The organism is Variovorax ureilyticus, from assembly GCF_037889935.1.
Classification (GTDB): domain Bacteria; phylum Pseudomonadota; class Gammaproteobacteria; order Burkholderiales; family Burkholderiaceae_C; genus Variovorax; species Variovorax ureilyticus.
Genome location: NZ_JBBKZU010000007.1, coordinates 174,851 through 188,805, shown reverse-complemented (window position 1 = coordinate 188,805; position 13,955 = coordinate 174,851). Strand labels below are relative to the sequence as shown.

Genomic DNA, 13,955 nt, shown 5'->3' with positions numbered 1-13,955 from the left:
TCATTCAATAGCGCGCCGACAGCGCGGTGGCGCACAGGTGGGCCGCGAAGGCGCTCGCCGCCTGCGGGTTCATGGCCGGCGCGTGGGCCAGGTACTGCTTGCAGGCGCGCAGGGCGACGGGCGAGCCTGCGGCCAGCGTGGCGATGAGCGCGTGGGCTTCCTGCTCCAGCCGGGCCGCCGGGGCCGTCCAGCTCACCAGGCCGCCGGCCTGCGCCTCGCTGCCGGACCACTCGCGGCGGCTGAGAACCAGCCAGGCCAGCGACTTGGGCGGCACGCGGTCGCACAAGGCCGCCATCACCAGCGTGGGCGGGATGTCGCGCTCCATCTCGGGCACCTGGAAGCAGCTGTCTTCGGCCGCCAGCGCCAGGTCGCACAAAGCGGCCAGCGCGGTGCCGACACCGATCGCGCGTCCCTGCACGATGGCCAGGGTGGGCACCGGGGTGGCCTTGATCGCGTCGTAGAGGTCAAGCGCGGGCTGCGCCACCAGTTGGCGCAGGCGCTCGCCGGACGGCGGCGGCGCGCCCTTGGCCGGCGTGGGCGACACCCGGCCGGCGCAGAAGTCCGCGCCCGCGCCGCGCAGCACCACGAGCCGGACCTCGGGGTCCAGGCCCGCAAGCGCTGCGATGATGGCCTCGGCCATGGGCGCGCTGACGAGGTTGCCGTTGTCCGGCGTGTTGAGGGTGATGTGCAGCACGTTCCCGTCGCGGCGCACGCGCACCGCGTCGAGGCTGCCGCCGTCGTTGTCATGCATGGCGAAGCTCCTGCGATTTCCGGATCAGTTCCCACAGCGCGAGCGCCGTGGCGGGCATGGGGATTTCTTCCCGGGTGTGCGCCGACAGCGCGTCCGCCAGGGCATTGAAGGTGACTGCGGTGGCCGGGGTGATGCCCGACTCGCCGCCGCCCTTGACGCCCAGCGGATTGCCGTGCGTGGGGTCGTTGGTGAGTTCGATGGTCAGGGGCGGCAGCAGGCCGGCACGCGGCAGGCGGTAGTCCATGAAGGAACCGGCCAGCACCTGGCCCTTGCCGTCGATGGCGTAGTGCTCGCCCAGCGCCTGGCCCAGGCCCTGCGCCAGTCCGCCGTGGATCTGGCCTTCCAGGATCAGCGGATTGATCGCCCGGCCGACGTCGTCGACGGCGGCGTAGCGCAGCAGCGCGACCTCGCCGGTCTCGGCATCGACCTCCAGTTCGCACACGGCCGCGCCGGTGGGATAGGCGGGCATGCGGCCGAAGAACTCGGCCTCGACCGCCAGCCGCTTGCAGGCGCGGTCGTCCGGCAGTCCGTGCTGCGCCACGTGACGGGCGAGTTCGGCCCAAGTCAGCACGCGCTCGAACCACCACGTGCGTTTCAGCACGAAGCCATCGGCATGCCGATGCAGGCGCTGCGGGTCCGTTTTCGCCAGGTCGGCGGCGACGAGGCGCGAGCGCTCCAGGAGACGCGCCGAAGCCTGCACCAGCAGCGTGCCGGCCAGGCGCATCGAGCGGTCGGAATGGGTGCCGCCGCCGACCTTGACGAAATCCGTGTCGCCGGTGCGCAGGCGCATGCGCTCGGGCGGCAGGCCCAAGTGCTCGGTGAGCACCTGCAGGAAGCTGGTCTCGTGCCCCTGGCCGGTGGACTGGGTGCCTGACACGATATCCAGCTGGCCGTCAGTCCGCATCTCCAGCTCGATGCGTTCGCGCGGAGCGCCCACCGGCGACTCGATGTAGTTCGCGAGGCCGATGCCGCGCAGCTTGCCGCGCGCGGCGGACGCCTCGCGCCGCTGCGGGAAGCCGGCCCAGTCGGCCAACTGCAGCACCCGATCCATGTTGGCCTGGAAGTCGCCCGCGTCGTAGGGCAGGCCCATGGGGCTCAGGCGCGGCAGCGTGTGGCGGGGAATCAGGTTGCGCCGGCGGATCTCGACGCGGTCGATGCCGAGTTCGCGCGCCGCGATGTCGAGAACGCGCTCGATGGCATGCATCGCCTCGGGCCGCCCCGCACCCCGGTAGGGCCCGGTGGGCACGGTATTGCTCATCGCCGCAGAGATCTTCACGGCAACCGCGGGCACGTCATACACGCTGGTCGTCACGCGCGAGGAGTTCGACATCGGGACGTACGACACGGCGTGGGCGCCGACGTTGCCGACCAGATGGTTGTCCAGCGCAAGAATGCGCCCCCGCGCATCGAAGGCGACGGCCGCACGGATCAGCAGGTCGCGCCCCTGGTAGTCGCTGACGAAGGCTTCGCTGCGGTCGCTGGTCCACTTGACGGGCCGGCCTACGCGGCGGGCGCCCCAGAGCACGGCGACCGGCTCCATGTTGAGCGCATAGCGCGGGCCGAAACCACCGCCGACGTCGGGGCTGACCACGCGCAGGCGCTCCGGCGCCACGCCCAGTGCGTCGGAGAGCATCATGTGCTGCCGGTTCACGCCCTGGCTGCCGGCGACCAGCAGCCAGCGGTCCTGTGCGGCGTCGTAGTGGCCCAGGGCCGAGCGCGGCTCCATCTGGCAGTTCACGATGCGGCTGTTGCGGAACTCGCGGCGCACCACGCAGGCGGCGCCGGCGAACGCGGCATCCACGGCCGCGCGATCGCCCAGTTCCGTTTCGAAGCAGAGGTTGCGCGGCAGGTCGTCGTACAGCTGCGGCGCGCCCTCGGCCAGCGCGTCGTCCGCGCGCACCACGGCCGGCAGCACCTCGTAATCGATGGCGACAGCCTCCGCCGCATCGCGCGCCTGGTGAGCGGTTTCCGCCACCACCATCACGACCGCTTCGCCGACATGGCGGACCTTGTCGATCGCAAGCGGCCACTGCCGACGCTCGTAGATCCGGCCGGTGCTCGAGCGCGTGAAGGCCTTGGCGCGGGCGTCGACCGCGTCGACGGGATTGGGGATGTGGTCGATGCCGCGGTGGCCGTCGTCCGCGTAGTCACGGCCGGTGAGCACCGCGATCACGCCGGGCATGGCGCTGGCCGCGGCCGTTTCGATGGCGACGATGCGCGCATGCGCATGCGGTGAGCGCACGAACGCGGCCCAGGCCTGGCCGGGCAGGTCCATGTCGTCGGTGTACTGGCCGCGGCCCGTGATCAGGCGGGCGTCCTCGCGTCGTGGCAGGGGCTGGCCGATCATGGCGTCGTCTCCCGGTGCGTCGGCACGCAGAGCGCGCGGGCGGCCTCCTTCACTGCTTCGACGATGTGGACGTAGCCGGTGCAGCGGCACAGGTTGCCCTCGAGGGCGCGTTCGATGCTGGCGTCGTCCACCGTGCAGCCGCTGCGCAGCAGGCCGTCGGCGGCCATGATCATGCCGGGCGTGCAGAAGCCGCATTGCAGGGCGTGGCAGCGGTTGAACGCCTGCTGCAGCGCGTGCAGCCCGCCGGCGGGCGCCAGGCCTTCGATCGTCGTGACCGCGCCGCCGTTGGCCTGCACCGCCAGCACGGTGCAGGACTTCACGGCCACGCCATCGAGGTTGACCGTGCAGGCGCCGCACTGCGTGGTGTCGCACCCGACATGGGTGCCGGTCAGCCCCAGGTCCTTGCGCAGGAAGTCCACCAGCAATGTGCGGCTGTCGACCTGCCGCTCCACCGCGCGGCCGTTGACCGTCAGTTGCACGCGGGCGAATCCGGCCGGCGTCGCGCCCTCATCGACTTCCCGTGCGGCCGGCGCGAAAGACATGGCTCCCCCGCTGAGAAGGGCCGTGAAGCACGAGAAGAACTGATCGGCCATCTTCTGCGCCACGCCGGAGACCAGGCGGGACCCGATCTGCGCCAGCTTGCCCCCGACCTGAGCCTGGGCCGTGTAGTCCAGCCGCGTTTCGCCGGCTTCGTCGCGCAGCCGCACACGCGCCTCCAGCTTGCCGAATCCGGCGACGCCGCCCTGCCCCTGGCCCTGCAACCGATAGCCCACGAGCGGCTCGATGTCGAGCAACTGCACGCTGCCGGTGAAGCGCGCCTTGACCGGCCCGACGGCGGCCAGCACCACGGCCCGCCACTCGGAGGGACCGGCGAGCTCGAACTGCTCGCAGCCCTGGATGCATTGCTGCAGCATCGCCGGGTCGTTGAGCGCGGCCCACACGGCGGCACGCCGGGCGGGGATGAGTTGGGTTCCGGTGAATTCCATGCCGGTATCAATCCTTGATGGCCGTGGGGGACGCGGACAGCTGTCCGAGCGCGCGGCGCAGCAGCACCCCGGCCAGGTGCGCGCGGTAAGCGGGTGTCGCGGCGAGGTCGTCGTTGAGCCCTTCAGGGGCGAGTTGCAGTTGCTGGATGGCGGCCAGCGGGTCTGCCGGACGGGAAGACAAGCGCGCCTCGGCCTCCGTCCATCGCAGGACGCAAGGCGCAGCGCCAGTCAATGCGACGCGCACGCCCGCGGACGTTTCCGCCAGGAACAGCCCCACGAGGGCGTAGCCGGAAGCCGGATGACGGTGCTTGCAGTAGGCGGCGCGCAGCGGCAGCGGGAATTCCACCGCCGTGACGATTTCTCCCGCCTCCAGCGCCGTGCTGAACATGCCCGTGAAGAAATCGTCCGCGGCGATGCGGCGGCGATCGGTGACGACCGTCGCGCCCAGGCCGAGCACGGCCGACGGATAGTCGGCGGCCGGATCGTTGTTGGCGATCGAGCCGCCCAGCGTGCCGCGCTGACGCACCTGCGCATCGCCGATCAAGCCGGCCAGATGGGCCAGCGCGGGGATCGCCTGGCGCACCACCGGCGAGGCCGCGACCTGCGCATGCGGTGTGGCGGCGCCGACGCTCAGCACGCCGCCCTGACAGGCGATGCCATGCAGGCCATCGAGCCGCGCCAGGTCCACCAGGTGGGACGGGCGCGCGAGCCGGTGCTTCAGCGTGGGCAGCAGGGTCATGCCGCCGGACAGCGGCCGCGCCTGCGCGTGCACGCGCAGCAGGCGCACGGCTTCGGCGAGGTCCTGGGGGCGTTCGTAGCGGAAGGGATACATGGGGGCTGGAAAGAGGGTCAGGGCCGGGCGCACTCGTCGACGGCCCGCGCGGCGCGGATGCCGGCCCAGCGGCGCACGGACTTCGTATCGATGTCGAACAGATCGAGGCAGCGCCCGACGGTGTGGTCGATCATCTCGGCGATGGACTGGGGCCGGGCATAGAGCGCCGGCACGGGCGGCATGATCACGGCGCCGTTCTCGCCGGCCTGCAGCATCGCCTTGAGGTGGCCGTTGTGCAGCGGTGTTTCGCGCAACATCAGCACCAGCCGGCGGCGCTCTTTCAGCACGACGTCCGCCGCGCGCGTGAGCAGTCCCGAGGTGTTGCCGTACGCGATCTCGGACAGCGAGCGGATGGAGCAGGGAGCGACCACCATCCCCATCGTCTTGAACGATCCCGAAGAGATGGTGGCGCCGATGTTCCCGGGATGGTGGACCTCGGTGGCCAGCGCCTCGATCTCCTTCAGGCCCATGTCGCATTCGGTGGCCACCGTCAGTCGGGCCGATTCGCTGATGACGAGATGGGTCTCGATCCCCGAGCCTTGCAGCATCTGCAGGATGCGGACGCCATACGCCGCGCCGGACGCGCCGCTGATGCCCACGATGAGGCGGCGGGGGGAAGCTGGCACGGCCGGTACGTTCGGATTCATGGAGGTCTCTCGGGGGACGCGGGCCGCGATGATGGGAGAACCGGCTCCCGAATGCGAGCAAGGCTTGTGAGCAATGCTCACAAGCTGCCTCAGGCCGGCCGTTTCAGCGCCTGCAACAGCTGGGCGAGCGAACGCTCGGTGTCCTCGCCCTCCTTCCGCAGCCATTGCGTGAAGTTCTCGATCACCGGGTCTCCGTGCCAGCCCGGCGCGATGAGGGCGAAGTACTGCCGCTTGCGCGCGAGTTCCACCCCGAAGGGGGCGCACAGCTTCCCGGTGATGACGTCGTCCGCCACCATCGACAGCGGCGCCAGCACGACGCCCAGCCCTTCGGCCGCCGCCTGGATCGCCAGGTACATCTGCTCGAACTGCAGTACATGGGCCGGTCGCAGCAGCGGCTGCTGCGCCAGTGCCAGCCACTCGGCCCAGGGCAGCGGTTCGTTCCTGTAGCTCAGGACGGTCTGCTGCCCGAGATCCTCGGGCCGCTGCAGCCGCGCGGATTCCAGCAGGTCCGGGTGGCAGATGGGCACGATCGTCTCCGTCATGAACGGCATGGCCACCTGTTCTTCGGGTCGGCGGAAGGCGCCCCGGATCACCACCTGGTCGACGTCGAAGTTCGGCGGCCCCGCGGAGGTCGTGAGCTTGACTTCGACCCCGGGAAGCCGCCGGTGGAAGTTCGACAGCCGCGGGATCAGCCAGCGGATCATGATCGTGGGCGGCGCATTCACGCTGAGCGCGCGCGTCTCCCTGTGTTCCTGCAGGTAGCTGGCCGCCACGGAGATGCGATCCAGCGCCGGGGTGACCGCTGCCAGCAGCGTCCGGCCGGCGCTGGTCAGGCCCAGCGGCGTCGTCGAGCGCTCGAACACTGCCGTTCCCAGCCACTCTTCCAGGGCGGCGACCTGCTTGCTGATCGCGCCGTGCGTCACGCCCAACTCGCGCGCCGCCTTGCTGATGCTCACGTGCCGGGCGGCCGCCTCGAAGGCTCGCACGGCGTTCAATGGCGGCAGTTTTCGCATGCAATGGATTGTGAGGAAATCTCACTGCGATCGCATCCAGGGTCTGACTGGTTGGCGTGGTGGGGCTGCGCGGACCTAGAGGGAGACCTCGTCGACCCGATAGTCGAAGAGCCAGTGGTATCGCTCGATCACGCGATCCGGACGCCATTCCCTGTCCACATACGAGGCTGCACCTTCGGCGCTGGCCAGTTCGGGGTTGTGAAAACGCCGTCCGTTCTCGGTGGACCTCTCCACGATCTTCGTCGTTCGGCCGATGCGAGCGGCTTCGTACCTCTTGAGGGCGGCGCCGACGTCGCCGACTTCACCGAGCGCTCGTGCCAGGATGAATCCATCCTCGATGGCCATCACCGCCCCCTGTGCAAGGAAGGGCAACGTCGGATGACTCGCGTCCCCCAGCAAGGTCACCAGGCCCTTCGTCCACGTGGACATGGGCGGGCGAGCCATCAGGGCCCAGCGGAAGGGAACGTCGATATTGCGGATCAGCTCGTGGATCTCCGGGTGCCAGCCTTCGAAGTCGGCGTGGCACTCGGCGTGCGTGCCGCGCTGGTTCCAGGATTCCGCCATCCAGCGATCGGTCTCGACAATGCCCACGAAGTTCAGGAGCTTGCCTGCACGAAGCGGATACTGAATGACGTGCCGTCCGGGGCCGACCCAGTTGGTGCCGACCTGTCGCACGATCGAATGGTCGATCCTGTCGACGGGGATGACACCACGCCAGGCCATGCATCCGGAGTAGGTCGCCACGCCATCGCCGAAGAGTTGCCTGCGAATCGCCGAATGCACGCCATCGGCGCCGACCAGCGCCTGGCCTTCACTGACGGAGCCATCGGCCAGGTACAGCCTCACGTGGCCGCCCGGGACGTCCTGCTCGAAGCGCTCGCACTTCGCGTTCAGGCGGATGGCGTCGGGCGACAGCGCACGGATGGCATCGACCAGCACGCGATGAAGATCGGGGCGATAGATGGTGTAGTAAGGGAAGCCGTACTTGGCTATGGAGGACTCGCCCAGGTCGAACAGCTTCCACGTCTGGCCCGTGTTCCAGAGCCTGATTTCCTTGCCTGACGGCTGCACCGCGATGGCTGCCAGCTCTTTGGAAAGTCCGAGCAGGTGCAGCGCCCGCGTGGCATTGGCGCTCAGCTGAAGGCCCGCGCCGACTTCACCGAGCTGCGCCGCCTGTTCGAACACCTGGACCTCGCGGCCCTGTCGCAACAGGGCCAGCGCCGCCGTCAAGCCACCGATGCCGCCGCCTGCGATGAGGATGGGTTTGCTGCTCATGAACGGCTACTCCGCGGTGACGTTGGCTTGCTGGATGATCCTCGACCACTCGGCCGAGTCCGCGGCGATCACCTTGCCGAAAGCATCGGCGCCCTCGACGCCCGGCTCGACGCCCTGTTCGTTGATCACGCGGCGGATCTCCGCCGACTGGGCCGCTTTGGCCATCGATGTCCGGAGCTTCTGAAGGACAGGCTCCGGCGTGCCCTTGGGCGCGACCAGGCCGAACCAGGAGTAGGCCTCGTAGCCTGCGCCCGGAATCGCCGACTTCATGATCGGCAACTCGGGAAGGGGCGCATAGGACGTCGCTCCGCCCACGGCGACTGCGACAAGCTTGTCAGCCTTTACGAAGGGGTACAGCGCTGCCGCCGTGTCGAAGACCAGGTCGACCTGTCCACCGATGGCATCGGTGATTGCCGGACTGCCGCCGCGATAGGGAACATGCGTCAGCTTGATTCCGGCGGCGTCCGCGTAGTACTCGGTCGCGAGGTGGCCAATGGAGCCCGTTCCTGCCGTGCCCACGGTGACGGCTCTTTGCTTGCTCGTCCGCGTCACATCCGCCAACGTGCGAATTCCGGATGCTGGCGAGGCGGCAATCATCATGGGACCGCGCAACGCCATCCCGATCGGTTCGAAGGATTTCGCGTCGTATTTCAGGTTCTTGTACAGGCCGGGCGCAACGGCCAGGGTGCTGGTCCCGCCCCAAAGCAAGGTGTACCCGTCCGCCGGCGCACGCGCGACGAACGCGCTGCCGACGGTGCCCGCGGCGCCTGCGCGGTTGTCGATGACGACGGCTTGGCCCAGGTCGTCGGCGAGTGCCTTGCCGTAGACGCGCGCGCTGGCGTCCGTGGGGCCGCCCGCGGGGAAGGGCACCACGATCGTGATGGGACGCGACGGATACGCCGATTGCGCGAAGGCGCCGAGTGAGCAGGCGGCGCTCAGCGCCGCCGCCGCGGCAAGCCGCAGGGAAAAGGCCATGGGATGTGTCTCCTGAAACTGGATCTGGTGCGGGTCGGGCCCGCCAACGTTTGAATTGGAGCGGTTCCTTAGAAATAAGTGAAGGTACGAAATAGAATCAATTGATAAACGATGGTTTTGAATTGAGGGCCGCCAGGAATGAACTTTTCCGTTCGGCAACTGCGGGCATTCGTTGCGACGGCGCGCCTGCGAAGCTTCACGCGGGCAGCGGAGCAGCTCCATGTCACCCAGCCGGGCCTGAGCGCGATGCTGCGGGAGCTGGAGGCGCAGCTCGATTGCAGGCTGCTCGAGCGAACCACGCGCAATGTTGCGCTGACGGCGCAGGGCGAGGAGTTCCTGCCCACGGCGATCCGCGTGCTCAAGGATCTGGAAGAGGCGACGGTTTCGCTCGGCCAGATCACGTCGACCCAGCGACGCCGCTTGTCGGTCGGCGCCACGCCACTCATTGCCTCATCCATCCTTCCCGAGGCCTGCGCGGCGTTCGCGGGCATGCATCCGAGTGTTCAGGTCGAGTTGCAGGACCTGGACAGGGGCACCATCTACGAGCGAGTGCAAAGCGGCGAACTCGACGCCGGATATGGTGCGTTCATGACCGCGTCGAGTCTGGTGCGCCGCCGCCGTCTGCTCGCATCCCCGCTCGTGCTGGTGTGCGCCAGCAATGAAGCGTCGAAGTCCGTGCGATGGAAGGAGTTGACTGCAGCCACATTGCTCGGACTTCCGTTGGAGAACCCCATCCAGCAACTGGTCGAAGGCCAGTTGCGCTCTGTCGGGTCGGCTGCGACCGTCGCGCAGCGATTCAACCAGCTGCACACCCTGCTGGCGATGGTGGAGTCCGGCGCCGGGCCAACCATCCTGCCCGATTTCGTAGCCAGCGCTGCGTCCCGGTACAGGGTTACGTTTCAAAAGATGAGGACACCTGCAGTCGCAGTCGACTTCTACGAGATCACGAAGGCGGGGCGGTTGACCAGCGATCTGCTGGCCGATTTTGGAACGTGCCTCGTCCAAGCGTTCGAATCTCACCGTGAGGTTCGATGAGCAGATTGGTTGGGGGAGCAAGAGGCAGCGGCTCGCGAGATGGCAATCGGCGATCCGCCCCAACGCTGCCGGGCGAGCCAGCTGGCCAGCCCCTTGTCCATCACGTCGGTATGTCCGGGGAACCAGTCAGCCAGGGCGACGGCAAACGCGCGGACCACTTCCGCGCGGCCTTGCGCGAGTGCGACCTTCACCTGGCGCAAGCTTTCCAGCACCGCCGCATGCTCGTCGACGTGACAGCGCGCCGAGTCGTATCGGGAGACTCGCATCGCTTCCTCTTCGTCGGCGAAATGCGCGCGAGCGTGCCGCTCGAAGGCTGCGAGCGCAGCCTCCAGGGCCTCGTCATCCGATGTGAGCAACGCGTCGACGCAGTGCACGAACTCGCGGTGCGTCCGGTCCATTCTTTCTTCGCCGAGCGCGAACCCGTCGTCCCATGCGAAGCGCGTCGTGACTCGCCGGTCGCCGGCCGGCCGCACCGGCGCGGAAGAGATCGCCTCGTTCACGGATTGCTCCCGAGACCTGCTTCTCGAATCACGTCGCTGAGCTTCTTCACGTCCTGTTCGAGCCACTTTCGCGCATCGGCCGAGCCAACGAACTTCGGCTGCACTTCCAGATCGTTCAGGCTCTTCATGACGGCGGGGTCATTCATTGCGTCACGGAAGGCCGTTTCCAGGCGCTGCAACACAGGCGCTGGCGTTCCGGCCGGAGCCGAGATCGTCACCAGCTGCTCGTTGCCATCGAGCTCCGGATATCCCTGCTCCCCCGTGGTTCCGGCATTCGGGAGCGCCGGCAATCGCTTCTCACGCTGGACTGCGATCACCTTGAGGCCCGCGCCGTCCATCTGCTTGACCAGGGAGCTGTAGGGCAAGACGCATGCGTCCACATCGCCCGCCTTGATCGCAGTCAGCGCGGGTGCCACGCCGTTGTATGGAACATGCGTGATGTTGAGTTTCTTGCCGGGATTCTTCTTCTGGTACGCGAACCTGAACATCTCCAGTTGCAGGTGGTTGATCCCGTTGGCCCCGGTGGAGCAGATGCTCAGTCCGCCCGGCTTGCTGTTCGCCAGAGCCGCAAGCTCGGACAAAGACTTGGCGGGAGTCGATTCGCTCACCGCGAACAGCGATGTATAGATGCCGAGGCCGGCAATGGGTGCGTAGTCCTTCAGGTCAAAGTCGTGATTGCGAACGAGCAGATGCACGAAGCCGAAAGCCGATCCCGAAGCGATGAAGAGCGTGTAGCCGTCCGGCTTTGACGTGGCGGCAGCGCGTGCGCCGACCGCACTGCCCGCACCGGGCCGGTTGATGATCACCACCGGCTGGCCCAGGATCTCGTCGAGCTTCTTGCCCAGCACGCGCGCCGTTGCGTCAAGGCTGCCGCCGGCCGCGAAGGGCACGATGATGCTGATCGGCTGTTGGGGGTACTCGTGTCCGGCAGCAAGCGCGCTCGTCGTGCCCGCGCAGACGAACACCGAAATCAGCAGCGAGGAAAATGCGCGCCGGTCGAACCTGGGCGCTTGAAAGGTGGAGCGGGCGCGACGCGCCAGCCCGACGATGGTCGGGATCATTGCTTGTCTCCTTGAGGATGGACTGTCTGTGAATCGGTTCAGGTACTCAGTCCTGAGTGGCGGCGCCCTCTTTCGGCCGGGCCGTCGCCATGAGGGCATCCGAGTCTTCGGGATCGGTGTCCTCCGGCAAGACGGTCTGGGTGGCCCGGACACGGTAGAGATGCGGCATGAGCGAGCCCTCGGGCCGCACACCACGATCGCCGCACGCGACCGCCGCCTCGATCAGCGTGCGGCGCATCGCCACCACGGCGCGGTCGCTGCTGCCGAGGTGTTCCCGTGTGCGATCGACGATGGCACCCGCTGATTCGCAGACCATCGCGTCCTGGGCACGAACACCCGCGATGCCGGTGAAAGACTGCGTCTTCTGCGCGTGGCGATCGATGAGGTAGTTGTTGTCCTTGCGCTCCGTCGGCACCGTCGTACCCGGAACGACCTTTCGATGCGCGACATCCCCGTTGCGCCAGGCCGCCAGTTCCTTGTCACCCAGCGGCCGATCCGGACGGAACGTCACGCAAATCACCCAGCAACGTTCGTCTGTCATCGGCACCCACATCCGGACCAGTTGGGCATCGTCGGGATGCGGCGGGATCATGGTGTAGAACGGCGTCAGGAACTGATTGAGACGCCAGTACCGCTGCCCCTCCGCTGTGCGGCGACCATTGCATGCCATGAAGCCCGCCGGCGTGGGCACGATCTTCCAGGTCGGCGCCTTGTCGTCACGGAAGTACTGGCCGGTCAGCGTCTGGGCGTCGCCCTCGATCTTGTCGACGAGGCTGTGCAGGAAGCCCACGTGCGCGCTGTCCAGTTCGCCTTCCATCGCCTGGGCGTAGTTGCAGTCCTGCTCCCACCGTGACGCGTAGATGTGGTCGTCCGGCAGTCCCAGAAATTCGAAGTCTGGCAGCGGCGGGGCATCGCCCTCGCCCATGTACACCCACAGGACGCCACCGGCCAGACGGGCGGGATAGGCAACGGCGCGGACTCTCGTACGCATCGGGCTGCCCGGCGCCTCGGTGGGCATGTCGAGGCACTCGCCTTCGACCGAGAATTTCCACCCGTGATAGACGCAGCGGATACCGCCTTCCTCGTTGCGGCCGAAGAAGAGGCTGGCAGCGCGATGCGGGCAGTGTTCGTCGAGCACCCCGATGCGGCCTTCGGTATCGCGGAAGACCACCAGGTTCTCGCCCAGGAGGGTGAGTCGAACTGGCGGCTCGTCCGCTGCCGGGATCTCGCGCTCGGTCACGGCCGGCGTCCAGAAGGACCGCATCAGCTTGCCCATGGGGGTTTCGGGTCCTGTACGCGTCAGGATGGCGTTGTTCTCTTTGCTCAGCATGGCGATGGAAGGTGGTTGTTGAGGTAGTGCGGGGGTTGGCTGCAGACGGGGTCGATCAGGAATCTCAGTCGGCCTTGGCGCCGGATGCCTTGATCACCGGTGCCCACTTCAGGATGTCGGCGCGGATCCGCTGGTCGTACTCCTGGGGCGTGGAGCCCACCGGGTCCAGCCCCATCTCGAGCAGCTTCGCCGCGAACTCCGGCGAGCGGGCTGCATGCGCGATGTCCGCGCTGATCTTCTGCACGATAGCCATCGGGGTGCCCGCGGGCGCGATCACGCCGACGCTGCTTTGGCCCGACACGCCCGGCACGGTCTCGGCGACGACCGGGATGTCCGGCACGCTCGCGGGGCGCGTGGGGCTGAACAGTGCAATGGGCTTGAGCTTGCCCGCCTTCAGAAGGCCGGCACTCGCGTAATAGGTGTCCATCAGCAATGGCACTTGCCCGCCCATCACATCCTGCTGCGCAGGTGCTCCGCCGCGATAGGGCACGTGGACGATGTTCACGCCGGTCCTTGCCTTCAGCAGCTCCATCACGAGATGGTGTGCGGTGCCACTCCCCGGGCTCGCGTAGCTGAGACTGCCGGGCCGCTTCTGCGCAAGCTCTAGCAGCTCCGCAACGCTGCTTGCCGGCAGAGAAGGATTGGCGTCCAGGATGATGTGCTGCACGCCCACCTCCGAGACGGGCTGCAGATCCTTCAGCGTGTCATAGGGCAGGTTCGACCTCAAGGTCGGATTGATCGCATGCGATGACACTGCGATGCCCAGCGTATAGCCGTCGGGAGGCGCCTTGGCGACCACGTTGGTCGCCAGCACTGCACCGGCGCCGGGTCGGTTGTCGACGATCACCGGCTGCCCCCACATATCCGAGAGCTTCTGAGCCAGCAGACGGCCCTGCGCGTCGGTGGAGCCGCCCGGCGGAAACGGAACGATGAGCCGCACCGGCCGGCTGGGCCAGGCATCCTGCGCACGCACCCCGGAGGCTGCAAAGAGCGGAATCAGCGGCAGCGCCAGGCGCATCCTGTATTTCATCGCATGTCTCCTTGGCCCCGTGGAAGGCCGGCGTCATTCGTCTTCGACCGGCAGCGATCGCATCGGCACGTCGCCGCATCAATTGCATTATGCAAGTATTGATTGCGGTTCACAACGACCAAGCGCAAGAATCGACGACATGGGCGCTATCGCTTTCCCGTACGCCGGCCGCA

13 protein-coding genes and 1 pseudogene are annotated in these 13,955 nt (G+C 67.8%); 1 reads left to right on the top strand and 13 read right to left on the bottom strand.

What is annotated here, in order from left to right; genetic code table 11:
• Positions 1–4: 4 nt before the first annotated feature.
• The 9 genes and pseudogenes from WKW77_RS17720 to WKW77_RS17680 all read right to left on the bottom strand — a co-directional run bounded on the left by WKW77_RS17720 (position 5) and on the right by WKW77_RS17680 (position 9,048).
• Positions 5–751, bottom strand: coding sequence for an enoyl-CoA hydratase/isomerase family protein (locus WKW77_RS17720; RefSeq protein WP_340358164.1), 747 nt, complete (start codon positions 749–751; stop codon positions 5–7).
• On the bottom strand, positions 744–3,098 hold the full coding sequence (locus WKW77_RS17715) for a xanthine dehydrogenase family protein molybdopterin-binding subunit (protein WP_340358163.1): 2,355 nt from the start codon (positions 3,096–3,098) through the stop codon (positions 744–746). Before WKW77_RS17715 ends, WKW77_RS17720 begins: the two co-directional genes overlap by 8 nt.
• On the bottom strand, positions 3,095–3,640 hold the full coding sequence (locus WKW77_RS17710) for a (2Fe-2S)-binding protein (protein ID WP_340358379.1): 546 nt from the start codon (positions 3,638–3,640) through the stop codon (positions 3,095–3,097). Before WKW77_RS17710 ends, WKW77_RS17715 begins: the two co-directional genes overlap by 4 nt.
• Before the next feature lie 30 nt (positions 3,641–3,670).
• Positions 3,671–4,084 (bottom strand): annotated as a pseudogene (locus WKW77_RS17705) (SRPBCC family protein); the annotation flags it as partial.
• Positions 4,085–4,091: 7 nt separating this feature from the next.
• Positions 4,092–4,916, bottom strand: coding sequence for an FAD binding domain-containing protein (locus WKW77_RS17700; protein ID WP_340358162.1), 825 nt, complete (start codon positions 4,914–4,916; stop codon positions 4,092–4,094).
• Between the two features lie 17 nt (positions 4,917–4,933).
• The gene (locus tag WKW77_RS17695; RefSeq protein WP_340358161.1) at positions 4,934–5,563 is read right to left on the bottom strand and encodes a UbiX family flavin prenyltransferase; all 630 of its coding nucleotides are present in this window, start codon (positions 5,561–5,563) and stop codon (positions 4,934–4,936) included.
• A gap of 89 nt (positions 5,564–5,652) precedes the next feature.
• Entirely contained in the window at positions 5,653–6,576 is a 924-nt protein-coding gene (locus tag WKW77_RS17690; RefSeq protein WP_340358160.1) for a LysR substrate-binding domain-containing protein, read from the bottom strand.
• Between the two features lie 75 nt (positions 6,577–6,651).
• Positions 6,652–7,851 (bottom strand): FAD-dependent monooxygenase, encoded by a 1,200-nt coding sequence (locus tag WKW77_RS17685; RefSeq protein ID WP_340358159.1) that lies wholly within the window; start codon positions 7,849–7,851, stop codon positions 6,652–6,654.
• 6 nt (positions 7,852–7,857) lie between these two features.
• Positions 7,858–9,048, bottom strand: coding sequence for a Bug family tripartite tricarboxylate transporter substrate binding protein (locus WKW77_RS17680; RefSeq protein ID WP_340358158.1), 1,191 nt, complete (start codon positions 9,046–9,048; stop codon positions 7,858–7,860).
• On the opposite strand from WKW77_RS17680, the gene WKW77_RS17675 reads away from it, so the two are divergent.
• Positions 8,965–9,861: a LysR family transcriptional regulator gene (locus WKW77_RS17675; protein ID WP_340358157.1), complete on the top strand. Its 897-nt coding sequence runs from the start codon at positions 8,965–8,967 to the stop codon at positions 9,859–9,861. The genes WKW77_RS17680 and WKW77_RS17675 overlap by 84 nt on opposite strands.
• On the opposite strand, the gene WKW77_RS17670 is transcribed toward WKW77_RS17675, so the two are convergent.
• From WKW77_RS17670 to WKW77_RS17655, 4 genes are all read right to left on the bottom strand, one after another.
• Entirely contained in the window at positions 9,843–10,361 is a 519-nt protein-coding gene (locus WKW77_RS17670) for a bacteriohemerythrin (protein WP_340358156.1), read from the bottom strand. The two genes, WKW77_RS17675 and WKW77_RS17670, sit on opposite strands and share 19 nt — an antisense overlap.
• Positions 10,358–11,422 (bottom strand): Bug family tripartite tricarboxylate transporter substrate binding protein, encoded by a 1,065-nt coding sequence (locus WKW77_RS17665; protein WP_340358155.1) that lies wholly within the window; start codon positions 11,420–11,422, stop codon positions 10,358–10,360. The genes WKW77_RS17670 and WKW77_RS17665 overlap by 4 nt, the downstream gene beginning before the upstream one ends.
• 46 nt (positions 11,423–11,468) lie before the next feature.
• Entirely contained in the window at positions 11,469–12,698 is a 1,230-nt protein-coding gene (locus WKW77_RS17660; RefSeq protein ID WP_340358154.1) for a Rieske 2Fe-2S domain-containing protein, read from the bottom strand.
• Between the two features lie 118 nt (positions 12,699–12,816).
• Positions 12,817–13,782 (bottom strand): Bug family tripartite tricarboxylate transporter substrate binding protein, encoded by a 966-nt coding sequence (locus tag WKW77_RS17655; RefSeq protein ID WP_340358153.1) that lies wholly within the window; start codon positions 13,780–13,782, stop codon positions 12,817–12,819.
• Positions 13,783–13,955 lie beyond the last annotated feature (173 nt).

Coding starts and splice junctions, on each gene's coding strand:
- WKW77_RS17660 (WP_340358154.1), bottom strand. CDS start 12,698: ATGGGCAAGCTGATGCGGTCCTTCTGGACGCCGGCCGTGACCGAGCGC.
- WKW77_RS17665 (WP_340358155.1), bottom strand. CDS start 11,422: ATGATCCCGACCATCGTCGGGCTGGCGCGTCGCGCCCGCTCCACCTTT.
- WKW77_RS17655 (WP_340358153.1), bottom strand. CDS start 13,782: ATGAAATACAGGATGCGCCTGGCGCTGCCGCTGATTCCGCTCTTTGCA.
- WKW77_RS17710 (WP_340358379.1), bottom strand. CDS start 3,640: ATGTCTTTCGCGCCGGCCGCACGGGAAGTCGATGAGGGCGCGACGCCG.
- WKW77_RS17675 (WP_340358157.1), top strand. CDS start 8,965: ATGAACTTTTCCGTTCGGCAACTGCGGGCATTCGTTGCGACGGCGCGC.
- WKW77_RS17715 (WP_340358163.1), bottom strand. CDS start 3,098: ATGATCGGCCAGCCCCTGCCACGACGCGAGGACGCCCGCCTGATCACG.
- WKW77_RS17695 (WP_340358161.1), bottom strand. CDS start 5,563: ATGAATCCGAACGTACCGGCCGTGCCAGCTTCCCCCCGCCGCCTCATC.
- WKW77_RS17680 (WP_340358158.1), bottom strand. CDS start 9,048: ATGGAGCTGCTCCGCTGCCCGCGTGAAGCTTCGCAGGCGCGCCGTCGC.
- WKW77_RS17720 (WP_340358164.1), bottom strand. CDS start 751: ATGCATGACAACGACGGCGGCAGCCTCGACGCGGTGCGCGTGCGCCGC.
- WKW77_RS17700 (WP_340358162.1), bottom strand. CDS start 4,916: ATGTATCCCTTCCGCTACGAACGCCCCCAGGACCTCGCCGAAGCCGTG.
- WKW77_RS17685 (WP_340358159.1), bottom strand. CDS start 7,851: ATGAGCAGCAAACCCATCCTCATCGCAGGCGGCGGCATCGGTGGCTTG.
- WKW77_RS17690 (WP_340358160.1), bottom strand. CDS start 6,576: ATGCGAAAACTGCCGCCATTGAACGCCGTGCGAGCCTTCGAGGCGGCC.